Source organism: Paenibacillus canaveralius, assembly GCF_047238265.1.
GTDB lineage: Bacteria > Bacillota > Bacilli > Paenibacillales > NBRC-103111 > Paenibacillus_F.
On sequence record NZ_JBDFMM010000001.1, the window covers coordinates 5,436,539 to 5,459,446 of the forward strand.

At 54.0% G+C, this 22,908-nt stretch carries 11 protein-coding genes, 14 tRNA genes and 3 rRNA genes; 5 read left to right on the forward strand and 23 right to left on the reverse strand.

Translation table 11 applies throughout. The features are described 5' to 3' along the window. Positions 1 to 97: 97 nt before the first annotated feature. Both recQ and ABC395_RS24625 read right to left on the reverse strand, forming a co-directional pair. Positions 98 to 1,897, reverse strand: a complete 1,800-nt coding sequence (gene recQ / locus ABC395_RS24620; protein WP_413006369.1) for a DNA helicase RecQ — start codon at positions 1,895 to 1,897, stop codon at positions 98 to 100. A gap of 74 nt (positions 1,898 to 1,971) precedes the next feature. Further along, positions 1,972 to 2,271 (reverse strand): hypothetical protein, encoded by a 300-nt coding sequence (locus ABC395_RS24625; protein ID WP_413006370.1) that lies wholly within the window; start codon positions 2,269 to 2,271, stop codon positions 1,972 to 1,974. Positions 2,272 to 2,690: 419 nt separating this feature from the next. Between ABC395_RS24625 and ABC395_RS24630 the strand changes: the two genes are divergently transcribed. The 4 genes from ABC395_RS24630 (at position 2,691) to ABC395_RS24645 (ending at position 10,662) form a co-directional block, all read left to right on the forward strand. After that, complete coding sequence (locus ABC395_RS24630) at positions 2,691 to 4,280, forward strand: SWIM zinc finger family protein (protein ID WP_413006371.1); 1,590 nt, start codon at positions 2,691 to 2,693, stop codon at positions 4,278 to 4,280. Then, complete coding sequence (locus ABC395_RS24635; protein WP_413006372.1) at positions 4,277 to 7,156, forward strand: DEAD/DEAH box helicase; 2,880 nt, start codon at positions 4,277 to 4,279, stop codon at positions 7,154 to 7,156. Before ABC395_RS24630 ends, ABC395_RS24635 begins: the two co-directional genes overlap by 4 nt. A 112-nt stretch (positions 7,157 to 7,268) precedes the next feature. Further along, on the forward strand, positions 7,269 to 7,349 hold the full coding sequence (locus tag ABC395_RS24640; RefSeq protein ID WP_219819079.1) for a putative holin-like toxin: 81 nt from the start codon (positions 7,269 to 7,271) through the stop codon (positions 7,347 to 7,349). Between the two features lie 427 nt (positions 7,350 to 7,776). Next, positions 7,777 to 10,662, forward strand: a complete 2,886-nt coding sequence (locus tag ABC395_RS24645) for an ATP-binding protein (protein WP_413006373.1) — start codon at positions 7,777 to 7,779, stop codon at positions 10,660 to 10,662. Positions 10,663 to 10,788: 126 nt separating this feature from the next. On the opposite strand, the gene ABC395_RS24650 is transcribed toward ABC395_RS24645, so the two are convergent. The 18 genes from ABC395_RS24650 to ABC395_RS24735 all read right to left on the reverse strand — a co-directional run bounded on the left by ABC395_RS24650 (position 10,789) and on the right by ABC395_RS24735 (position 19,641). Next, complete coding sequence (locus tag ABC395_RS24650) at positions 10,789 to 12,960, reverse strand: methyl-accepting chemotaxis protein (RefSeq protein ID WP_413006374.1); 2,172 nt, start codon at positions 12,958 to 12,960, stop codon at positions 10,789 to 10,791. Positions 12,961 to 13,345: 385 nt separating this feature from the next. Further along, positions 13,346 to 13,419: transfer RNA gene (locus ABC395_RS24655), tRNA-Arg, on the reverse strand. Positions 13,420 to 13,426: 7 nt separating this feature from the next. Continuing rightward, positions 13,427 to 13,500: transfer RNA gene (locus ABC395_RS24660), tRNA-Pro, on the reverse strand. A 10-nt stretch (positions 13,501 to 13,510) separates the two neighbouring features. Continuing rightward, positions 13,511 to 13,587 (reverse strand) — tRNA-Arg (locus ABC395_RS24665). Between the two features lie 11 nt (positions 13,588 to 13,598). Further along, positions 13,599 to 13,673: transfer RNA gene (locus ABC395_RS24670), tRNA-Gly, on the reverse strand. 7 nt (positions 13,674 to 13,680) lie between these two features. After that, a tRNA-Leu gene (locus ABC395_RS24675) sits at positions 13,681 to 13,764 on the reverse strand. A 14-nt stretch (positions 13,765 to 13,778) separates the two neighbouring features. After that, positions 13,779 to 13,854: transfer RNA gene (locus ABC395_RS24680), tRNA-Lys, on the reverse strand. A gap of 9 nt (positions 13,855 to 13,863) precedes the next feature. Continuing rightward, a tRNA-Gln gene (locus ABC395_RS24685) sits at positions 13,864 to 13,938 on the reverse strand. A gap of 25 nt (positions 13,939 to 13,963) precedes the next feature. Further along, positions 13,964 to 14,039: transfer RNA gene (locus ABC395_RS24690), tRNA-His, on the reverse strand. Between the two features lie 23 nt (positions 14,040 to 14,062). Continuing rightward, a tRNA-Asp gene (locus ABC395_RS24695) sits at positions 14,063 to 14,139 on the reverse strand. An 8-nt stretch (positions 14,140 to 14,147) separates the two neighbouring features. Further along, a tRNA-Met gene (locus tag ABC395_RS24700) sits at positions 14,148 to 14,224 on the reverse strand. Positions 14,225 to 14,240: 16 nt separating this feature from the next. Then, positions 14,241 to 14,316 (reverse strand) — tRNA-Val (locus ABC395_RS24705). A 45-nt stretch (positions 14,317 to 14,361) separates the two neighbouring features. Further along, positions 14,362 to 14,433: transfer RNA gene (locus tag ABC395_RS24710), tRNA-Glu, on the reverse strand. Positions 14,434 to 14,444: 11 nt separating this feature from the next. Further along, positions 14,445 to 14,518 (reverse strand) — tRNA-Met (locus ABC395_RS24715). Positions 14,519 to 14,525: 7 nt separating this feature from the next. Continuing rightward, positions 14,526 to 14,617, reverse strand: a tRNA-Ser gene (locus ABC395_RS24720). Between the two features lie 50 nt (positions 14,618 to 14,667). Continuing rightward, a 5S ribosomal RNA gene (rrf, locus tag ABC395_RS24725) occupies positions 14,668 to 14,784 on the reverse strand. Positions 14,785 to 14,918: 134 nt separating this feature from the next. After that, positions 14,919 to 17,835 (reverse strand): 23S ribosomal RNA (locus ABC395_RS24730). Between the two features lie 252 nt (positions 17,836 to 18,087). Continuing rightward, positions 18,088 to 19,641: ribosomal RNA gene (locus ABC395_RS24735) — 16S ribosomal RNA — on the reverse strand. Together the 16S, 23S and 5S rRNA genes with 14 tRNA genes alongside form the textbook arrangement of a ribosomal RNA operon. A gap of 503 nt (positions 19,642 to 20,144) precedes the next feature. Between ABC395_RS24735 and ABC395_RS24740 the strand changes: the two genes are divergently transcribed. Further along, a complete protein-coding gene (locus ABC395_RS24740) occupies positions 20,145 to 20,315 on the forward strand; it encodes a hypothetical protein (RefSeq protein ID WP_413006375.1) in 171 nt (56 codons plus the stop codon). A 142-nt stretch (positions 20,316 to 20,457) separates the two neighbouring features. On the opposite strand, the gene ABC395_RS24745 is transcribed toward ABC395_RS24740, so the two are convergent. The 3 genes from ABC395_RS24745 to ABC395_RS24755 form a co-directional block, all read right to left on the reverse strand. After that, on the reverse strand, positions 20,458 to 21,129 hold the full coding sequence (locus ABC395_RS24745; RefSeq protein WP_413006376.1) for a GNAT family N-acetyltransferase: 672 nt from the start codon (positions 21,127 to 21,129) through the stop codon (positions 20,458 to 20,460). Between the two features lie 72 nt (positions 21,130 to 21,201). Further along, complete coding sequence (locus ABC395_RS24750; protein WP_413006377.1) at positions 21,202 to 21,894, reverse strand: GNAT family N-acetyltransferase; 693 nt, start codon at positions 21,892 to 21,894, stop codon at positions 21,202 to 21,204. A 91-nt stretch (positions 21,895 to 21,985) separates the two neighbouring features. Next, on the reverse strand, positions 21,986 to 22,843 hold the full coding sequence (locus ABC395_RS24755; protein WP_413006378.1) for a carbon-nitrogen hydrolase family protein: 858 nt from the start codon (positions 22,841 to 22,843) through the stop codon (positions 21,986 to 21,988). Between the last annotated feature and the right edge of the window lie 65 nt (positions 22,844 to 22,908).

The following is a 22,908-nucleotide window of genomic DNA, read 5'->3' on the forward strand; positions in this document are numbered from 1 at the left end:
CTTTAAAGAAAAGTGGGCATCAGCCAAAGCCTTTCCCAACAATGTCCTTAAAGAATGCTTTCTACTTACCTATAAACAATAAGTCCCGTGCCTCACATCAAAACTCTCCCGCATAAGCCTCCTGCTCCCGTACATACTGCTGCAGCAGTTCCAGGAAAGGAAGACCGTAGTTGCGGAACTTCACCTCGCCGACGCCTTTGATTTTCAGCATCTGGGCTTCGGTCGTCGGACAGCGTTCACTCATCTCACGAAGCGTGCTGTCGTTGAAGATAATGTACGGCGGCACTTTTTCCTTCGCGGCCATGTCCCGGCGAAGCAGGCGCAGCTGCTCGAACAGCATGTTGTCCACGGCCGACTCCAGCGGCTGGCTCGGAGTTACCTTCTGGAACACCTGCACACGTCCCTGCAGAACCTCTACCGCCGGCGCTTGAAGCCTGACGACGGGATACTGCCCTTCGGACAATCCCATATATCCTTCGGCAATAAGCACGTTAATCAGATCGGCGATTTCTTTCTCGGTCCGGTCCTTCATAATGCCGTACGTCGGCAGGTTGTCGAATTTGTACTGAAGCACCTTCTTATTTCTCGACCCTTTCAGAACGCCGGCAACCATCGAAATGCCGAACCGTTCCTGCATACGGCGGACACAGGAGAAGATCTTCTGCGCTTCCACCGTAATATCGACGGTCTCGCGGTCATCCTTGCACGAGCTGCAGTTGCCGCACGGAACAAGCTCGCCTTCATCTCCGAAATATTGCAAAATATAATTTTGCAGACAGCGCGGTGTGTGGCAGTAGTCGATCATCGTCTGCAGCTTCTTGTATTCGTTGCTCTTGCGGTCCTGGGAAAGCTGATTCTGCTCGATCAGGAATTTCTGCGTCAGAATGTCCTGGGCGCTGAACAGCAGCATACATTCGCTGGGATCGCCGTCACGGCCCGCACGGCCCGCTTCCTGGTAATACGCCTCCATGTTTTTCGGCATATTGTAATGGATCACGTACCGGACGTTGGACTTGTCGATCCCCATACCGAACGCGTTCGTGGCAACCATGACCCGCACGTCATCATAGAGAAAAGCCTCCTGGTTGCGGGCCCGCTCCTCGTCGGATAGTCCGGCGTGATAGTGTCCGGCGGCCAGCCCTTTGCGGCGCAGCTGCTCGTACAGCTCGTCCACCTCTTTACGCGTGGCGGCATAGACGATGCCGGGCTGGTGAGTATGCGCCTTGGCATAGTCGAAAACAAAGTCGCGTTTGTTCACGCCCCGCAGTACGGACAGCTCCAGATTGCTCCGGCCGAAGCCCGTTACCACGACCTCCGGGTCGTCGAGTTCCAGCAGCCGGGCGATATCCTGCGTGACCTCCGTGGTCGCCGTAGCGGTAAAAGCCGCAACGAGCGGACGGCTCGGAAGGTCCTGCACGAACGGGGCTATATTGACGTAGCTGGGGCGGAAATCATGCCCCCACTGAGAGACGCAGTGCGCCTCATCTATCGCAACGAATGAGATATTCATGGAATGCATCCATTGGCGGAACCAGTCGGATTCAAGCCGCTCCGGCGCGATGTACAGCAGCTTGTACTTGCCCTGCATCGCTTCCCGGATGCGGCGTCCGGCTTCTCCCGCCTCCAGCGTGCTGTTCAGGAAGGTCGCCGGAATTCCGACCGTATGCAGAGCATCGACCTGGTCCTTCATCAGCGAGATGAGAGGCGAGACGACGAGCGTTACGCCCTCCATCATCAGCGCCGGGATCTGATAGCAGATCGATTTCCCGCCGCCGGTCGGCATGATGCCGAGTGTGTCCCTTCCTTCCAGGAGGGCGCTGATAATGCGTTTCTGCCCTTCCCGGAATTCCGGATATCCGTAATACTGCTGCAGAAGCTCTTGCGCTTTGGCTAGCATGTTAGATTGCACCTCTTGTTTCTTTTCCTGGGCGGCCCCGTTACCCTGAATCGGAACCGCTCTCGTATCCGTTCCTACGCGGACGTCAGCCGCACGATCGTGACCACCTGTTCGTCATGATCGATCTGAATCAGGTGTCTGTCCTTCAAATAACGCACCTTCGCGTCCGCAATCTGGAGCAGCGGCTCTGAACCGAGACCGTAGAATACGTCGTCGGCCAGCGTACGAAGGCATTCCTGACGATCTTCCTCGGGAAGCTCCTGCCAGTCCGTCTCGCTCATTTCAAAAAATCCGTAAAACCCGTCCACATGACCGAGCCCGTTCATCAAATCGCGGATGATGTCTTCGTACTCTCTGCCGAACTTGATCCCCATACGTTTCGCGTGCCTCCCTTAAGTGGAAAAAGCTCCTGCTCCGGAGCCTTGCTCTTGTGTTCCCAGTATACCACCCGGATGTTTGAATTTCCAAACCTGCGTTCGTTTTTTATTATTTTAACCGAATTCCTGAATCAGCAGACGTATAATGGTAAAATGATAGGAAGGCCTTGGCTGCCCCCGGCTTTTTTCGTGCCGGTTTCATCTTTTTATTACATGCCGGACCATGCGCAAGCGTGCTCCCGGGCAAGGACTGCCGCCTCAGGGCTGATGCGGTTTTTTTCCAAGGCCGAGACTTTTTCATCTATCTTTATGGCACGTCTAAAAAATCCTCCATTAGCCGATCCTAAACCAATGGGCAAAACAGGAAAAAATCTGGTACTATGGAGAGATAAGGATACCCCGGAGGTTCAGACGGAATGCTCGAACTGCAAATACCCAAGAACAGAATGAACTACTTGATCAAGCAGATGCAGACCCACATGGACCCCGAGGATATGGAACGGGGTTGGATGTTTCACCACAAAGGCCGTGTAAGCGGCGTGGAGCTTGTGGGAGGGACGGTCGTGCATGCATCGGTACGGGGTAACGACCGCTACCGTACCACGATCGATCTGGAAAACTTCAGCGCAGGTGACTGCACCTGCTCGTTCGAAAAACCGTGCAGACACATGGCAGCGGTTATATTTGCCCTGTACGTTCCTCACGGCAGGCCGGAACTGCTTGTTCAAGAGCTGAAGCGCGCGATGACGACGAAGCGGAAGCCCGCCAAGAACGCGGACCGCGAGTCCAAGCGGCGTACTTCCGAGCCGGTGCCGGGAGGATCTCCCGAAGATTGGCACCGCTTTTTTGAAGCGCAGTATCACGGTTTTTCGATTTCTCATCAGTACTCGTTCGATCTGTTTGTCACTTCCGCTTTCGAACGGTTTCAAGCTTATGCCTCCGGCTGGCCGGACGGCATCCGGCTTTTATACGATCTGCACGTGACATTGTTTGTAATGCACCGCATGGAACAGTTTTTCGGCGATACCAAAAATTCCTACTTATCCGGCTTTCATGAATCTAATGCTAAAACAGCCGCGGCCGACTGCCTGTCCCGCCTGGACCGGCTTCTGGCTTCCCCCGCACTTCCGGTCTCGGTCAAAGAGCACCCGAAGCGCTGGACGGAAGCGCTGAACCGCCTCGCCTCTCTCGCCCTGCAGGGCAAAGAGGGACCGAACGACTGGCTCTATGCCTACCGTGCGGTATGGTGGGCTCTGCCGAAGAAGGCGGAGTGGATCAAGCGCGAGAAAGAAAAGCTGGATAAACAGCTCCAAGACCGGGAAGAAGGCCGCAGGAACCGTAAGCAGGACGTTCTCCTAGTGGCCCGGGCTCATTTTGACCTCATGGAGGACAACACGGACGCGGCGTTTCTTAGACTGGAGGCTCTGCATCAGCGGAGAGCCAGAGATTTTATCCTCTATATGAGACGCTGTCATGAACGTGCCCAGTGGGAGACCTTGCTGAGCTGGCTGCGGTGGCTCGCTCCGACTATGCAGTCGGCGGCCCAGGACGATTTCCGCCTGCTCTGCCAATATTGGACGGACGCCGCCAAGCATGCCGATGCGGATGACGAATGGGTTCATATCATGGAGAAGCTTCTTCCGCGTTCCTACTATGTTTACACCGGCTACCTGCTCCAGACGAAGCGCTACCGCCAATGGGTGGATCTGCAAATCGCCAACCGGATCGGCCCCCAGAACCTGTACGCCCTGGAGCTGAGATCGGTAGAGGAATCCGATCCGGCCCTCCTTCTTCCCCTGTATCATCAGGCTGTGGAACGTTCCGTGCTGGAGAAGAACAGGACTTCCTATAAAACCGCGGTCCGTCTTCTCAAAAAACTTCACGGCTACTACACGACCCTCGGGCGGAAGCGTGAATGGGATATATACATTAACCGGCTGTCGGATCACTTCATCCGCCTCCGCGCGTTCCAGGAAGAACTGGAGAAAGGAAGCTGGCTGCCATGATAGAAACGAGTCCGTTGACGGTTCATGCCGTCTGGATGCCGTCCGGCGCCTTCTTCGTGTGGGGAACCCGGGAGAACGGCGGCATCTGGGATGCACAAGATTTGAAGGGCCTGCTTTTCGCCTGGCATGCCCCTTCCTTTTACGGAACCTTTATTGAAACGACGGAATGGGGACACCGCGAAGGCTTGTCCCTGCCCGCACTGGCGGCGCTGGATTTTTTCGGGGATCCCCATACCGTGAAGCATCTTTCCATCCGGTGGGATACGGACACCACGAATCTCCGGAAACTCGCTCCCGAAGTTAAGGAAGCGCTTGCCGGAGGACGGTTCGTTCCCGATTACGAGAAGTGGAAGGCGGGTAACCTGAGCTGGAAGCTTCAGCTAGAAGGGGAAGCCGCCGCGTCCGTCACCTCGCAGGCGGAGCTGTGGCTCGACCAGCTCATCCCCGCCTGGATCGAAGCCGACGGCTCCCGCAAAGCGGCGCTCCGCCGGCTCGAAGAGGCGCATCCGCTGCTGCGCCTGGGCACACGTCCTGCCGATACTTGGCTGGACGAAGAGGACTGGCTCGTGTCGATCGGCTGGAAGCACGATCCGACGCCGTTCCGCTCCAGCCTCCAGCTCATGGAACCCGAAGGGGACCCGGACTGGAGGCTGCAGATCCTCCTGCAGGACCGCTCCGACGACACGGTCCTGCGCGCGGTAACTCCGGCAGGCGAGCCGCTGGAAGGCGAGCTGGCCCTGCCGGAGTCCTGGACCGCGGACCTTGGGCGCGTCCCGCGGGATGTCGGCAGATGGCTGCGCCTTCTGCCGTGGCTGAACGCGGCGGACGAAGGAGAGCCGCCGCAGCTCCTCACGCGGCTGAGCGACGAGCAGGCGTGGCGCTTCCTCGCGGAAGGCAGCGTGCGCCTGGTGGAGGCGGGCTTCGCCGTCATGCTGCCCGCCTGGTGGGAACGGGCGCGCAAGCTGCGCCCCAAGCTCCAGGCCAAGCTCAAGAATTCGCTTGGCGGAGGCGGCGAGTCGATGTTCGGGCTTACCCAGCTTATGCAGTTCGACTGGCGCGTTGCCATCGACGACTTCGAGCTGAGCGAGGAGGAGTTCCTCCAGCTGCTCGAAGAGAAGCGCAAGCTCATCCGCATCCGCGGCCGCTGGGTCCAGCTCGACCCGCAGTTTCTGCGCCAGGCCGAGGAGCTGCTCGCCAGAGCGGACCGCCAGCAGGGGCTTACCCTGCGCGAAGTGCTGGAGCTCCAGCTGCTGGGCGGCGGCACCGGCGGAGAGGCGGAAGGACCGGCGGACGAAGCCGCCGATCCCGACAACCGGCCGCCGGCGGTCGAGATCGAGCTGACCGGCCAGCTTCGCCGGCTGTTCCAGCAGCTCACGCGCACGGCCGAGCTGCCCCGCATCGATCCCCCGGCTTCGTTCCTGGGGACGCTGCGGCCTTATCAGCTGGAGGGCAGCACGTGGCTGCTCTTCCTGCGGCGCTTCGGCCTGGGAGCTTGTCTTGCCGACGACATGGGTCTCGGCAAGACCATCCAGTACATCACCTATCTTCTTCAGGTGAAGGAAACCGAAGCCCCCGACGCGCCTTCCCTGCTCATCTGCCCGACCTCCGTAATCGGAAACTGGCAGATGGAGCTTCGCCGTTTTGCGCCGAACCTCCGCGTTCACGTTCATTACGGGCCGCAGCGCGCCAAAGGAAGCTTCTTCTCGGAATCCGTAGAAGGCACAGACCTGGTCATCACCTCGTATACGCTTTCCCATCTCGATGAGGAGGAACTGCGCGAGGTGTCCTGGAGCTCCATCTGTCTGGACGAAGCACAGAACGTCAAGAACCCGTACACGAAACAAGCGGCCGCTATCCGCAGTTTCTCGGGTCTTCACCGGATCGCCCTGACGGGAACACCGATGGAAAACAGGCTGACGGAGCTGTGGTCCATCTTCGATTTTCTGAATCCCGGCTATCTCGGCACGCTCACGCAGTTCACCCGGCGGTTCGTCACGCCGATCGAGAAGTCCCGCGACAGCGGCCTGATCTCCGGCGTACAGCGCCTCGTGCGGCCTTTCCTGATGCGGCGCATTAAGAAAGACCCCGCCATCCAGCTCGATCTTCCCGAGAAGAACGAGTCGAAGACGTTCGTGACGCTTACGGCCGAGCAGGGTACGCTCTACGAGCATTACATCCGCGACCTCTTCGAGAAAGTCGACGCGATGTCTCCGATGGAGCGCAGAGGACACATTCTCGCCGCTTTGACGAAGCTCAAGCAGATCTGCAATCATCCCGCGCTCATTATGCGCGAGGGACCGCGCACCGACTGGCGCAACCGCTCCGGCAAAGTGGAGCGTCTGCTCGACATGGTGCAGGAACTGCGCCAGCAGGGCGACAAGTGCCTGATCTTCACCCAATTCGTGGAGACGGGCCATCTCCTTCAGGAAATTTTGCAGAGCGAACTCGGCGAGTCCGTCTCCTTCCTGCACGGAGGCACCCCTCGGCAGACGCGGGATGCGATGATCGCCCGTTTTCAGAACGCGGAGCTTCCCTTGGAAGAGCAGTTCTCCGTCTTTCTGCTCTCGCTTAAAGCCGGCGGAACCGGTCTCAATCTGACGGCCGCCAACCACGTCTTTCATTTTGACCGCTGGTGGAATCCCGCCGTGGAGAACCAGGCGACGGACCGCGCTTTCCGGATCGGGCAGACGCGGGACGTGCAGGTGCACAAATTCGTTACGCTTGGAACGCTGGAAGAGAAAATCGATGAAATGATCGAGAGAAAGCTCGGCCTGAGCGAGCAAATTGTGGGCAGCGGGGAGAATTGGATTACGGAGCTGTCTACGGACGAGCTGCGTGATCTGCTTGCTTTGCGGATGGAATGGATGAATGGGTGAAATGGTAAAAAATGCTATAACTTTTCCCACATTGGTGGTATACTAAAGTTACAATAGACTAGGCATTTTCAAGGGTGGTCGGCTAACCTTCTCGAGTAGGAGGTGATGCCCTGTGGAAGTTAAAGACGCTTTGACGCTTATGATCTCATTTGCGAGCTTAGTGGTTCTCATTCTTTCACAGAAGAAGAAATAGACCTCCCTTGGGCAACCGGCCTTGGAGGTCTATCTTCGTCACACCATATGCAGCTGATCACCCTTGAAGGGCGAGCTATTGAAAAAGACCGCAGATGCCCCCGCATCCGCGGTCTTTTTGGCATGGAGAACGGTACAGCTTATGCATAAAAATACAGAAGTGCCACGGCTGCGGCACACACATAATCCATCTATACGTTAGTTACCCGTATTTTAACACAGTGCATCGGCAAAACAAAATCAATTCTTCCTTAATTCCCTGAAACGTGGTCGGCATTACGGCTTGGCCTACTTCCATTTTACCCCATATCTCTCTGGAGAACAATGACGAAAAGCACACTCGTTTTATGCAGGATTTGGTCTTTTCATGTCGAATGTGGACTAATGCTGGATTTTTCCAGAATTATTTTCAGAAACCAGGTGAACGCATGAAATTCAACCGCTCCCGCTTATCTCTTTCGTACGTGATTGCCATCGTTCTGCTGCTTGCTCTCGTCGGGACTTCCAGCTACATTTCCTCCTTGAATATGGAGAGGCAGAGCGATGCGGTTATGGAAGATGCCATTCCCGTCATCTCGGCGGCCAGCAATCTTCTTCAAGACCTGCTCAACCAGGAAACGGGCATACGCGGCTATCTGATCTCCGGCGATGCGAAATATCTGGGGCCTTACGAAGACGGCAAAGCTGCCCTTCAGAAAGACCTGGGAATCATTCGCACGCTGGAAGCGGGTCATGACGATCTCCGCCTTCTTATACAGACTCAAGTAAATCCGCACATTCAGAAAATGCTCGCGTACTACGCTTCCCAAATCGAACTTGTGCAGGCCGGCAAGCTGGAGGAAGCCCAGGGACGCATCAATATCGGCAAACAGTACATGGACCAGTATAGGACCCTGCACCTTAGTATCCTGGAAGCGCTAAACAAAATCAGCGACTCTTCCCACGATTCCATTAAAAGAGCCGGCTCCGTCTCGCGGATGATCATTTTAAGCGGCGGCATTCTGGGCATCCTGATCGGAATCTGGTCGGGCCTGATCCAGCTGCGAGCCAGCCGTGCGGAAGCACAGCTCCGCAAGAGTGAGGAAACCTACCGGTTCATGGCGGAAAGCCTGGAAGCCCAGAATGAAGAAATTATCGCCCAGCAGGAAGAACAGCAGATTACGCTGGCCAAGCTGTCCGACCGCGAGCGGGAGCTGGAGCTGATTTCGAATTATCAGGAGAAGCTGACCGGCTTCACTGAATTGAAGCAGTTTCTGCAGCATTCGATTCCTGCCCTTCTCGTTTCCGTCAGCTATGACGCCGCCCTTGTCGTCCTGAAAAGCAAGGAGGCCGAACTCTATGAAGTCCTCTTCTCCAGCGGGTACCCGCGCAGCTTCGCCTCCAGAGCCCAGAGCGAGCTTTACGGCGCGTCCCAGCGAGTGTTCGATGAAGGCTGCGCCTTTGTCCAGAAGCGGGAAGCAACCGAGGCGGAGCGCGGGTTCCATGACGGCATTTCCGTTGCCGTCGATCATTATTTCCCTCTGCAGGACGACCGGCAGCAGGTGATCGGCTTCCTGCTCCTTACCAACTTCCACGGCTTGGACCGGCATGAAGAGAAGGAGCGGCTGACGCTGGGTCTGATCCGGCAGTTCGATCTGGCCTTCTACGCCCAGATTATGAACGACGAGCGCCGCAAGCAGGCTGCGCATTTGGAAGAGCTTAACGATCAGCTCGTTCTGGAGAAACAGTATATCGAGTCCCAGCGCGATCTTATCGAGGGGATTCTGGAAGCGGCACATGAGGGCATGATGATGTGCGACCGTAACGGTAAAATTCTGATCGCCAACAATCAGATGCATCAATTTTTCCGGCTGGATGAGCAGATCGGGCAGGACTTCGTGGATTCCTGCCGCGAAATCGCCGCGGCTTCAAGCGGGTTCACAGGCGTTTCGCAGTCCATTAAAGCGCTGTTTGACGGCGACATCAACCAGCTTAACGAACGCTTCACCTTTATGAACGGAGAAGAGCCTCAGTTTACGGAGATTTACGCCACCTCGGTCGGCGAGAACGACAGCGATGAATCCGGCTATCTGTTCGTCTTCCGCGACCGCACGGAGGAAGAACGCATCGACGCGATGAAAAACGAGTTCGTCAGCATCGTGTCTCACGAGCTTCGCACACCGCTGGCCAGCGTGCTCGGTTTTATCGAGATTCTCATTCATCGTGAGCTTCCGCGAGAGAAGCAGCAGAAATACCTGGATACCATTTTTAAAGAAGCTACGCGTCTCGCCAACCTCATTAACGATTTTCTCGATCTTCAGCGGATGGAATCCGGCCGCCAGGTGTATCATTTTGCCCCGGTAGATATGAAGGAGCTCGTTAACGATATCGTCGAGAAATGGCAGGACAAGCAAAACCACGACATTACGGTAACCGCCCTCTCACCAGCAGAAGTTTGGGTGCGCGGGGATAGCGACCGGCTCCGTCAGGTCGTTCAGAACCTGCTCAGCAATGCGATCAAATATTCGCCGGGTGCGGAGCGGGTTGACGTGCAAATCCGCGAAAGCGGCGGTTCCGTTTTCATTGATGTGACCGACTACGGGCTCGGAATTCCCGAAGAAGCGAAGGAGCATCTTTTCTCCAAGTTCTACCGGGTAGATAACTCCGACCGCAGGCAAATCGGCGGTACCGGATTAGGACTCGCCATCGTTAAAGAGATCGTGGAAGGCCATCAGGGCAAGCTCACCTTCACCTCCAAGATGGGCAAGGGATCGACGTTTACCGTGGAGCTGGTTCCGTTTGAAATGGTCTCACTCAACAAGAAAATCGTTATTTTCGAGGACGACGATAATCTGGCCAAACTGATCCAGGTTGCGCTTGCCAAACTCCAGCTTCCTTCGGTTCAGCTCCGCTCCGCGGAGGAGGGCATTCTCTCCTTGAAGCGCAAAACGACGGAAACGCCGCTGCTCTTCATCGTCGACATTCATTTGGAAGGCAGCCTGACGGGTTGGGATTTCATTTCGGAGCTTTATCATCACCCCGTCTACAACCGGACACCTGTCATTGTCTCCACCGCCTTGGAGCCGCCTCTCGATTATCACGAGAAGGATATCGAGAAGTTTATGCGGAAGCCGTTCACCATGGAGAGACTTATACAAGTCGCACAGGACCTTCTCAGCAACAGGGACAAGCCATCCTATGTCTTTCCGTCGCAGGACCGCAATCTGATCAGCTCCTCCTTGAAGCGCAACGGCATCAAAGTGCATGATGTCAAAGTAAGTGCGGATACCATTGAATTTGAGATTGAAACGGAAGATGAAGACGGTAAAAAGTAATCTGCCTCTGCACGTTAAAAGAAAACAAAAAGAAGCTATCCCGTTAGTCCGGTGATAGCTTCTTTTTTATCGGTTATACATTGATTGTACGCAGGCCGGAGGCTGTAATTAGATCTGACGCTCGTCCTATTCGGCTTTACCGTCCGGTTTGCCGGGCTTCTGCTGTTTTGATTTCCCCTGCTTCTGCTGTTTCTGTTTTGCCTTCTCCGCTTTCGTTTTTTTGGCTTTTTTGTTCTGCAGCGCTTTGTCGCTGGCTTCGCGGTCCGCAGACGCGTCTCTTTCTACCGTAAACTTGCCGGACAGCTCCTGAAGCTCGGAGGCTAACCGGGTAAGCTCGGATGCGGAGAGAACGATCTCTTTCATACCCGCATACTGCTCTTCCGTGGAACGGGACATGCCGTTCATTTTACCAAGCGAGTCTCTGGAAATCTGAACGGTTTCCTGCATGGAAGCCGCAACTTCTTCCGTACCGGCCGAAATTTGCTGTGCCGCCGCGGAAACCTCCTGGATTTGTCCGTTAATCGAAGACACCGTCTCAAGCATATCCTCGAAAACTCGGTCCGTGTTGCGTACCTGCTCTACACCCCGATCCACTTCGGCTTTGCCGTGCGACATCGATGCGGCAGCCTGTTTGGTCGCCGACAGTACTTGTTTGATCGTATCGTTGATCTGGACCGTTGCTCCAGAGGTTTGTTCCGCGAGGTTTTTCACCTCCTGTGCAACTACGGCAAAACCTCTTCCGTGCTCGCCCGCCCGCGCCGCCTCAATAGAAGCGTTTAAAGCAAGCAAATTCGTCTGTTTTGCAATTTCCGATATAAACCCGACTACTTGGTGAATACGGGCTGAGCTTTCCTCCAGCGCCTTTATATTCTGGGAAGTCGCTTCCACGGCTTCGCTTGCCTTTCGGATTTGGTGAATCGCTTCCTGCATGTCCCTTGAGCCTTGATTTACTCTTTGTACGGCTCCCTGCGCGACTTCCGACACCGTGGAGGCGGAATCCGCAATCTTGGTCACACCCGCCGCCATTTCATTCATGGCCTCCGTTGTTTGTTCAGCCGTTTCGAATTGGGCTTCCGCCCCTTTAACCATAACCAGGACAGTCTGATTCACATTCTGTGAAACGTCCGCCGATTGGGTCGCAATAGCGCTTAACTGCTGGGAAGAAGCCGCCATATGCTCAATCGCCATGCTCAGCTTCTGGAGAAGTGCGGAGAAGGAATCCAGCATCTCGTTGATGTTCCGCTGTACATCTCCCAACTCATCCTGCGATTGCACCTTTAATCTTCTGGACAGGTCCCCTCCGGCAATCCGTTTCATCATAGCGGATATACCGAGAAGAGGCCTCAAAATAAACGTAGACAGCCATATAGCGGCGGCAACTACAACAATAGCGGATATGAGAACGATGATTTTGGCTACGAAGTTGACTTGATCAACCTGTGAGTAAATTTCATCCGAGTTTCCCGTAACCACTATGCGCCAGCCGGGAACCTTAATCTCTTCGAAAGCCGCAACCTTATTCGTATTATCTTTTTCCTTATAAGCTACTTGTCCCTGCTCTTTAACAAGCACCGTCTTATTGAAAAGCTCCAGTCTTTCCGGGGTCGCTATTTCCGATAAAGGCTTACCGATCCTATCCAGCTGCGGATGAACCATATAGATGCCTTCTTTGGACATGAGATAAGCATAACCGGTTTCGCCAATCTTCACCTTATTTACCTGACTGATCATCCGGCTCGGATTTATGGCGGTTTGCAGCATACCTGCGAATTGTCCGTCCGTCCCTAGGACAGGCGCGCTGACTTTCAAAGAATATTGGTTGGAACTGGCGTCCTTCACGATATCGGAAACAACCCGTTTCTTCGTCTCCTTGACGCTCTTAAACGTCTCGTCACTGGCGAGACTGCTCTTCTTGCCGTTCTGGTCGACCGCTTGTCCCTCTTTATCCGCGAACAGAGCAATCTTTACCTCCGTGTCGTTTTCCGACATCGTTTTAAGAACCGCGATTCTCTGAGCTTCCGTCAGCGTTCCAAGCTCCGTATGATTTTGGATCACACTCTGGACCGTAGAAACTTTCTGGACAAGCGTCGAGGATATGTAATCGGCCGTATAGGTGGTTATCTTTGTTTGATTCTCCTCTATATTTTTCCGGAGTACCGATGTGAATTGATTACTGAGAAAATATTCCGAGACAAGCAGCGGTACCAAAGCCAAAATTAATAAAAGAAGCGGAATCTTCACCTTCAACGAGTTCCGGTTCAATCCTTTAAAGCTATTCGTTAGCATTTGTTTTTTCATCTCTTTAATCCCCCTCTTCCTGTTTAACGTCTATGTAATTGCCTAAAAGAGATGACATCCATTTCTATGTCCTAATCAATTATATCGGTTTAATTGGGTTAAAAGTTTTGAACAACGGTCAAAAAATACACATAAAATTTACATCAAATAACACGGTAAGTCAGCTTTTTACCCAGTAATATTCTAGAAAACCCGATTAATAAATCTATGATAACCCTTACATAATTCGTTTTTAAAAATAATGCAATTTCCCGCTAAGCTTAAGAAAAGGGGCCTTGAGGAAGTTACAGGGCTAAGAAAAAATGAATAACGAGCAGAAACGTCAATCATAAAAAGCCGGATAACAAAAGAAGCGCAGATCCTGTAAGATCTGCGCTTCCTGTGACGTCCCAGGAGGGATTCGAACCCCCGACACACGGCTTAGAAGGCCGTTGCTCTATCCAACTGAGCTACTGGGACAGACGTATCGGGACGACACGATTTGAACATGCGACCCCCTGGTCCCAAACCAGGTGCTCTACCAAGCTGAGCTACGTCCCGAAAGTAATAATGGCGTGCCCTGAGAGATTCGAACTCCCGGCCTTTTGATTCGTAGTCAAACGCTCTATCCAGCTGAGCTAAGGGCACGTATGAAATTATGGAGCGGAAGACGGGAATCGAACCCGCGACCCTCGCCTTGGCAAGGCGATGCTCTACCGCTGAGCCACTTCCGCATAAATCTGGTGCGCGTGGAGGGACTTGAACCCCCACGTCAAAGACGCTAGATCCTAAGTCTAGTGCGTCTGCCAATTCCGCCACACGCGCACATAAAACAATCATGGTGAGCCATGAAGGACTCGAACCTTCGACACCCTGATTAAAAGTCAGGTGCTCTACCAACTGAGCTAATGGCTCATAACTAAATGGCTGGGGGTATAGGATTTGAACCTATGCATGACGGAGTCAAAGTCCGTTGCCTTACCGCTTGGCTAACCCCCAATATTTAAAAATCATATCAAGGTAATGGGGCGGACGAGGGGAATTGAACCCCCGAGTGTCGGATCCACAAACCGATGCGTTAACCACTTCGCCACGACCGCCACATAAACTAGCGTTGTAAAAATGGCGGAGCTGACGGGATTCGAACCCGCGGTCTCCTGCGTGACAGGCAGGCATGTTAGGCCTCTACACCACAGCTCCATATGAATTGGTTGCGGGGGCAGGATTTGAACCTGCGGCCTTCGGGTTATGAGCCCGACGAGCTACCGGGCTGCTCCACCCCGCGTCAGTAAAAGCATATATGGTGGACGCTGACGGGATCGAACCGCCGACCCTCTGCTTGTAAGGCAGATGCTCTCCCAGCTGAGCTAAGCGTCCATAATTAATTCTTGCTGTATTACTCTCTACCTTATGAAAGGTATATGACCCGTAGGGGATTCGAACCCCTGTTACCTCCGTGAAAGGGAGGTGTCTTAACCCCTTGACCAACGGGCCTTATGTATCTATAGCGGCGGAGGGGCTCGAACCCCCGACCTCACGGGTATGAACCGTACGCTCTAGCCAGCTGAGCTACGCCGCCTTAATACTGGCGGAGAGAGAGGGATTCGAACCCTCGAGACGCTTTTGGCGCCTACACGATTTCCAATCGTGCTCCTTCGGCCAGCTCGGACACCTCTCCATTGTGCATACGAGACAAAATCCCATAAAAAAACCCACAGTTGTGGGACTGCTTGGCAACGTCCTACTCTCCCAGGACCCTTCGGTCCAAGTACCATCGGCGCTGGAAGGCTTAACGGTCGTGTTCGGGATGGGTACGCGTGGTTCCCTTCCGCCATCGTCACCAAACAGGTGTCTTGTCAGACACATCAGGGTTGCTCCCTGAAAACTAGCAGCGAAACGTGCAGTCGATCCATCCAAAGATCTTGTGGTGCATACACTGGGTATGCTTGTGATGCGGCTTTTACTGTCGTAAGTGCCTCGTGGTCAAGCCCTCGACCGATTAGTATTGGTCAGCTCCACACATTGCTGTGCTTCCACCTCCAACCTATCTACCTCGTCGTCTTCAAGGGGTCTTACATACTGGGAAATCTCATCTTGAGGGGGGCTTCACGCTTAGATGCTTTCAGCGCTTATCCCTTCCGTACATAGCTACCCAGCGATGCCTCTGGCGAGACAACTGGTACACCAGCGGTACGTCCATCCCGGTCCTCTCGTACTAAGGACAGCTCCTCTCAAATTTCCTGCGCCCGCGACAGATAGGGACCGAACTGTCTCACGACGTTCTGAACCCAGCTCGCGTACCGCTTTAATGGGCGAACAGCCCAACCCTTGGGACCTACTTCAGCCCCAGGATGCGATGAGCCGACATCGAGGTGCCAAACCTCCCCGTCGATGTGGACTCTTGGGGGAGATAAGCCTGTTATCCCCAGGGTAGCTTTTATCCGTTGAGCGATGGCCCTTCCATGCGGTACCACCGGATCACTAAGCCCGACTTTCGTCCCTGCTCGACCTGTATGTCTCGCAGTCAAGCTCCCTTATGCCTTTGCACTCTTCGAATGATTTCCAACCATTCTGAGGGAACCTTGGGGCGCCTCCGTTACTCTTTAGGAGGCGACCGCCCCAGTCAAACTGCCCACCTGACACGGTCCCTCTACCGGATTACGGTAGTAGGTTAGAACTCCGATACGATCAGGGTGGTATCCCAACGGCGCCTCCACCCAAGCTGGCGCTCAGGCTTCAAAGGCTCCCACCTATCCTGTACAGATCGTACCAAAGTCCAATATCAAGCTGCAGTAAAGCTCCATGGGGTCTTTCCGTCTTGTCGCGGGTAACCTGCATCTTCACAGGTATTAAAATTTCACCGGATCTCTCGTTGAGACAGCGCCCAAGTCGTTACGCCATTCGTGCGGGTCAGAATTTACCTGACAAGGAATTTCGCTACCTTAGGACCGTTATAGTTACGGCCGCCGTTTACTGGGGCTTCGGTTCACAGCTTCGGGTTACCCCTAACCGCTCCCCTTAACCTTCCAGCACCGGGCAGGCGTCAGCCCATATACTTCGCCTTGCGGCTTCGCATAGACCTGTGTTTTTGCTAAACAGTCGCTTGGGCCTTTTCACTGCGGCCCCCTCGTGCTATTCACACTACCGGGGCACCCCTTCTCCCGAAGTTACGGGGTCATTTTGCCGAGTTCCTTAACGAGAGTTCTTCCGCGCGCCTTAGAATTCTCTTCTCGCCCACCTGTGTCGGTTTGCGGTACGGGCACCTTCGCCTGGCTAGAAGCTTTTCTCGGCAGTGTGAGATCAAGACCTTCGCTACTGTAATTTTCGCTCCCCATCACAGCCCAGCCTTATGATGTGCGGATTTGCCTACACATCAGCCTCACTGCTTGGACGGACATCCATCAGTCCGCGTCCCTACCCTGCTGCGTCACTCCATTGCTCGTAACGGCTTACGGTGGTACAGGAATTTCAACCTGTTGTCCTTCGACTACGCCTTTCGGCCTCGCCTTAGGTCCCGACTTACCCTGAGCGGACGAACCTTCCTCAGGAACCCTTAGGCTTTCGGCGGATCAGATTCTCACTGATCTTTTCGTTACTCATACCGGCATTCTCACTTCTGTACAGTCCAGCAGTCCTCACGATCTACCTTCACTCCGTACAGAACGCTCCCCTACCCATGCACACAAGGTGCAAGTCATAGCTTCGGTGGTGTGTTTAGCCCCGTTACATTTTCGGCGCAGAGTCACTCGACCAGTGAGCTATTACGCACTCTTTAAATGGTGGCTGCTTCTAAGCCAACATCCTGGTTGTCTGTGCAACTCCACATCCTTTCCCACTTAACACACACTTGGGGACCTTAGCTGATGATCTGGGCTGTTTCCCTCTTGACAATGGATCTTAGCACTCACTGTCTGACTCCCGGGGTAATGTCTGTGGCATTCAGAGTTTGACTGGACTTGGTAACCCTTGGCGGGCCCCGCACCCAATCAGTGCTTTACCTCCACGACACATCCCCCGAGGCTAGCCCTAAAGCTATTTCGGGGAGAACCAGCTATCTCCGAGTTCGATTGGAATTTCTCCGCTACCCCCACCTCATCCCCGAATTTTTCAACATTCGTGGGTTCGGGCCTCCAGTGCGTGTTACCGCACCTTCACCCTGGACAGGGGTAGATCACACGGTTTCGGGTCTACGCCTGCATACTATAGTCGCCCTATTCAGACTCGCTTTCGCTGCGGCTCCGCCTTTTCAGCTTAACCTCGCATGCAAACGTAACTCGCCGGTTCATTCTACAAAAGGCACGCCATCACCCGTTAACGGGCTCTGACTTCTTGTAGGCACACGGTTTCAGGTTCTTTTTCACTCCCCTCCCGGGGTGCTTTTCACCTTTCCCTCACGGTACTGCTTCACTATCGGTCGCTAGGGAGTATTTAGCCTTGGCAGATGGTCCTGCCGGATTCCGACGGGGTTTCACGTGTCCCGCCGTACTCAGGATCCGTCTAGGCATACGTTCACTTTCGGCTACAGGGCTGTTACCTTTTGCAGCGGACCTTTCCAGATCACTTCACCTAATGAACTTTTGCCATGTTGACGTCCTACAACCCCAAGGAGCAAGCTCCTTGGTTTGGGCTAATCCGCGTTCGCTCGCCGCTACTGACGGAATCACTATTGTTTTCTTTTCCTCCAGGTACTTAGATGTTTCAGTTCCCTGGGTGTGCCTCCAATGCAGCTATGTATTCACTGCATGGTAACTGCGCATTACCACAGCTGGGTTCCCCCATTCGGACATCCCCGGATCAAAGCCTGCTTACGGCTCCCCGAGGCATTTCGTCGTTCGCCACGTCCTTCTTCGGCTCCTAGCGCCTAGGCATCCTCCGTGTGCCCTTATTAGCTTGACCAGTCGCTCCGTTATATGCCGAATTCGCGCTAGCAAGCAAGCTTGCCAAATCGCTCATGCGCCATACAACTTCGCTTTGCATCAAACCATCAAGGTTTTGGATGATTCTAGTTACATGTTTCGCTATCTAGTTTTCAAGGATCAACGGTTGAAAAGAGAAGCAAATTCTCCTTTCAAAACTGACAACGAGTGATTGAAGGTTGAAGGCACTGCCTTCTTGACTGGGTCCGTTGCAGGACCCGAGTCTCCATAGAAAGGAGGTGATCCAGCCGCACCTTCCGATACGGCTACCTTGTTACGACTTCACCCCAATCATCTACCCCACCTTCGGCGGCTGGCCCCTTGCGGTTACCTCACCGACTTCGGGTGTTGTAAACTCTCGTGGTGTGACGGGCGGTGTGTACAAGACCCGGGAACGTATTCACCGCGGCATGCTGATCCGCGATTACTAGCAATTCCGACTTCATGCAGGCGAGTTGCAGCCTGCAATCCGAACTGAGACCGGCTTTTCTAGGATTGGCTTCAGATCGCTCCTTCGCTTCCCGTTGTACCGGCCATTGTAGTACGTGTGTAGCCCAGGTCATAAGGGGCATGATGATTTGACGTCATCCCCGCCTTCCTCCGGTTTGTCACCGGCAGTCAACTTAGAGTGCCCAGCTCTACCTGCTGGCAACTAAGTTCAAGGGTTGCGCTCGTTGCGGGACTTAACCCAACATCTCACGACACGAGCTGACGACAACCATGCACCACCTGTCACCTCTGTCCCGAAGGAAAGGCTTATCTCTAAGCCGGTCAGAGGGATGTCAAGACCTGGTAAGGTTCTTCGCGTTGCTTCGAATTAAACCACATACTCCACTGCTTGTGCGGGTCCCCGTCAATTCCTTTGAGTTTCACTCTTGCGAGCGTACTCCCCAGGCGGCATGCTTACTGTGTTAACTTCGGCACCAAGGGTATCGAAACCCCTAACACCTAGCATGCATCGTTTACGGCGTGGACTACCAGGGTATCTAATCCTGTTTGCTCCCCACGCTTTCGCGCCTCAGCGTCAGTTACAGGCCAGAAAGTCGCCTTCGCCACTGGTGTTCCTCCACATCTCTACGCATTTCACCGCTACACGTGGAATTCCACTTTCCTCTCCTGCACTCCAGTCTCCCAGTTTCCGGTGCGAACCGAGGTTGAGCCTCGGGATTAAACACCAGACTTAAAAAACCGCCTGCGCGCGCTTTACGCCCAATAATTCCGGACAACGCTTGCCCCCTACGTATTACCGCGGCTGCTGGCACGTAGTTAGCCGGGGCTTTCTTCTCAGGTACCGTCACCCAAAGAGCAGTTACTCTCCTTGGCGTTCTTCCCTGGCAACAGAGCTTTACGATCCGAAAACCTTCATCACTCACGCGGCGTTGCTCCGTCAGACTTTCGTCCATTGCGGAAGATTCCCTACTGCTGCCTCCCGTAGGAGTCTGGGCCGTGTCTCAGTCCCAGTGTGGCCGTTCACCCTCTCAGGTCGGCTACGCATCGTCGCCTTGGTGAGCCGTTACCTCACCAACTAGCTAATGCGCCGCAGGCCCATCCGTAAGCCACAGATTGCTCCGTGTTTCACAGTCTCTCCATGCGGAGAAACCGGTTATCCGGTCTTAGCTACCGTTTCCGGTAGTTATCCCGATCTTACAGGCAGGTTGCCTACGTGTTACTCACCCGTCCGCCGCTAACCATCCGAGAAGCAAGCTTCTCTTCAAGTCCGCTCGACTTGCATGTATTAGGCACGCCGCCAGCGTTCGTCCTGAGCCAGGATCAAACTCTCCGATAAAGTTGTGCCGGCCAAAGGCCAGCGGTTTATCTCAAGCTGATTAAGCTCAAACATTCGTTGCTGACGAGAATTTCTTCTCATTTTAATGTCTCATTACTGAGACGCTTCAATCACTCGTTGTTCAGTTTTCAAAGGACAATCTTGTGTATGTTACTCTTTTGTATCGGCCCGTTTCTCTTGGCCGGAATTCCATAATACCATATCCATTTTTCGAAGTCAACCTTTTTTTAAGATTAATTTCTCAGCTTTCGCTTCCGGCCTTGTTTTTCAAGGGCTCGTCCGTGTCAGCTAAATTAATGTACCATGTCAGCAATAGCTTTGCAACAGGTTTTTTATTCCAGTTGTTTTGCTTGTGCGAGACAATGCTATCAGCATATCCGTCCGGGGGTTTTTATATACGTAGGAAAACTACTCTTCTTAAGAAGGAGTATAGGCGCATATTCTCCGAACGGCAAACGAAAGCTAACTCCATCTGACTTAAGATATAGAGAGGAGGCACCCTCATGGAAAACAAAACGCACCGCGGAAACTACAAGGGAACCGCGCATATGAATGCAGAGAATCAGGATATGGAGTTTGCTAACGACACCCTGGAGCTGGCTGAAGATAAGCGCGCCATCCGAAATAAGGACAAGCTGCACACGCAAACCCCGGATGCAAAAACACAGGATTAAGCGAATAAACAAAAAAGGGCCCCTATGGGAGCCCTTTTTATAATCTGGCGGAAAGGCCGGGACTTCGCTGACCCGCATGACCTGCAACAAGAAGAAGCCGCTGGCTTGCTCAAGTATAGGTTCATTCTATCCTCGTTACCGCCTATAGGGGAAGAAGCGCCGTACGCTCCGCTGAACGGAGACGCGAGATCATCTCCTGCCACGTATGCGGCTTATTTGCAAGTACGGCGTAATATCGGGTCAGAAAATCGGCAATAAGGGAAGACGGCAAGTATTCCGCGTCCTCATCCGTAGGCATGAAACACAAATCCAATTCGTTTACGGCTTCTCCGTCGTTCTGCCAGGAAGGATGAACGTAAGGAAAGTCCAGTCTGCGATAGCCCAGATGAGACAGAACCTCGCGGCGCACGAACGGATCCATCGGCTTTACGCCGCCAAACGTATGGTCCTCCACCCGGTAAGGATCATAGATCTCGGCGAACATGCCGATCATGGGCTTTCCGCTTTGAGCAGCCAGATCCGCCAGGTCATGCTGACGTTTACGGCTCAGGAATCTGCCTATGCCCAGGCCCGGCCGGCCGATTATGGTGAAGTCGGTCATCGCGATTCCCAGATCAGTGTAATAGCGGTACTCGGTCGCACCCACAACTTCACCTTCGTGAACGGCTACGAACACCCGGATACCGGGATCTTGGAGCGGTTCTTTCCAAAGGTCAAAATCAAGCACCTCTTCCGCGGGAAAAACGGTCTGCATAAGCCGGTGCATTTTCGCAAATAAAGGGTCGTTGATATCGGTAATACGTATGTAGTCCATGGGCCTCATCCTCTCAAGTAGTGTTGCTTAAAGCTATGTCCATCTCACATCTTCAGGAATAGAGAGCAGCCTCTATAAAAAGGGGTTTTTCCACTCCATCAAAAGGGCGTGGTTAAGGGAATCTTCGTCTTCCAGGTAATTGGGCAGCACGGCGACCGGCATGCGCCCGCACCGGAGCAGGAAAGTCAGGACCGGGTCGTGAAGCATCCCGGACACGACCGCGTCGACGTATTGATCGGCGGTCATTTTACCGGCCTGTGCCCCGTAACCGGGCATCCTTCCCCCGCCCAGGAGACGGCGCAGCCCCAGATGGACGACGGTCTCGTACATGGAGAACATCAGCCATTTGCCCAGGCCGAGCTTCCTGTAAGACGGCATTACGCATACATCCACTACATAGAGGGAATCTCCCTCGGGATCGTGGTTGCGGATATAGCCTCCGTCCGTGATTTCCTCCCATGTATGCTCAGGATGCAAGGGATCGAACGGGATGCGGAGCGCCGTCATGGAGCCGACGATTTTGCCGCCTATCTCGATGCAGAGAGCCCCCTCCGGAAATAGCCCCGCATGGTTGCGAAGCTGTTCTTCGTTCCACCAGAGTTCCTCGGGAAAAGGCGGGGGAAAGCTTAGGCGCTGCACTTCGATCAAAGCTTCGAAGTCCGCTTCCGTGTAGCTTCTGATCAAAGCGGGAACCGGTTTCTCCCCGTCGAACACGTACATTTTTTTCATATACTTAGGTGTCTCGGACTCCGGTGTCGCATTCATCTCGTTTCAGGCCCCCGCTTCGTTAAATTTTAGTGCCGCTCCTGTAACCCGCTTGTCTTTTTCAAAATGATGGGATCTTATAGTTGTGGATTTATACCCAGTCGGTATACAAATCGGTTCTGCGGTCGCGCCACGTGGTTACGGAGCCTTTCTCGCGGACTTCTTCCAATAGGGCCAAATCCAGATCGGCGGTAATGATCATATCGTCGTTGATTTCACCTTCGGCCAGTATGCCGCGGGGAGGGAACGGGACGTCGTTCGGGGTAAGGACAGCCGCTTGTCCGAAATTTCCTCTCATAAAGTCCACGGTAGGAAGTGACCCGATCGTTCCGGTCACGACTACATAGATCTGATTCTCGATAGTACGGGCATGGCAGGAGTAGCGGACGCGGTGGAAGCCGTGACGATCATCCGTGCAGGAAGGACAGAAAATAACGTCGGCGCCGCGGGCTTTGGCCATACGGACGATTTCGGGAAACTCCATGTCGTAGCAGACGAGAATAGCGATACGGCCCTTGTCCGTGTCGAATACCTGAAGAGCGTCGCCGGCTCCCATGTTCCACTCTTTCACTTCCGTCGGGGTGATGTGCAGCTTCCTCTGCTCCCCTACCCGGCCGTCCGGATAAAATAAAAACGCGGAGTTGTACAAGCGCCCGCCGTCTTCGATGATATGAGTGCCGCCGATGAGATGCATTCCGGTCGACTTGGCAAGTCCCTTGAACAGCTCCATATATGAGTCGGTAAAGGAGGGCAGATCGTTGATCGTCAGCGCTCCCTCCCCGGGATTGCGAATGGACAACAGTTGGGTTGTAAAAAGCTCCGGAAAGAGCACGAAATCGGAATCGAATTCCTGCGCCGTTTTGACGTAATGCTCTACTTGATCCGCAAACTCCTCAAAGCTCGAAATGGTATGCAGATGATGCTGGACTGCGGAAACTCTGAATTTCAAAACGAACTCCTCCTTAGACGGAAAAAACTTGTCCGCAAACCCGTATGAACCGGATGGATTTGCCG

What these genes read in the sequence shown, in the direction of transcription:
- ABC395_RS24625 (WP_413006370.1), bottom strand. Translation starts at nt 2,271, where the DNA reads ATGGGGATCAAGTTCGGCAGAGAGTACGAAGACATCATCCGCGATTTG.
- ABC395_RS24635 (WP_413006372.1), top strand. Translation starts at nt 4,277, where the DNA reads ATGATAGAAACGAGTCCGTTGACGGTTCATGCCGTCTGGATGCCGTCC.
- ABC395_RS24750 (WP_413006377.1), bottom strand. Translation starts at nt 21,894, where the DNA reads ATGAATGCGACACCGGAGTCCGAGACACCTAAGTATATGAAAAAAATG.
- recQ (WP_413006369.1), bottom strand. Translation starts at nt 1,897, where the DNA reads ATGCTAGCCAAAGCGCAAGAGCTTCTGCAGCAGTATTACGGATATCCG.
- ABC395_RS24630 (WP_413006371.1), top strand. Translation starts at nt 2,691, where the DNA reads ATGCTCGAACTGCAAATACCCAAGAACAGAATGAACTACTTGATCAAG.
- ABC395_RS24740 (WP_413006375.1), top strand. Translation starts at nt 20,145, where the DNA reads ATGGAAAACAAAACGCACCGCGGAAACTACAAGGGAACCGCGCATATG.
- ABC395_RS24745 (WP_413006376.1), bottom strand. Translation starts at nt 21,129, where the DNA reads ATGGACTACATACGTATTACCGATATCAACGACCCTTTATTTGCGAAA.
- ABC395_RS24645 (WP_413006373.1), top strand. Translation starts at nt 7,777, where the DNA reads ATGAAATTCAACCGCTCCCGCTTATCTCTTTCGTACGTGATTGCCATC.
- ABC395_RS24650 (WP_413006374.1), bottom strand. Translation starts at nt 12,960, where the DNA reads ATGAAAAAACAAATGCTAACGAATAGCTTTAAAGGATTGAACCGGAAC.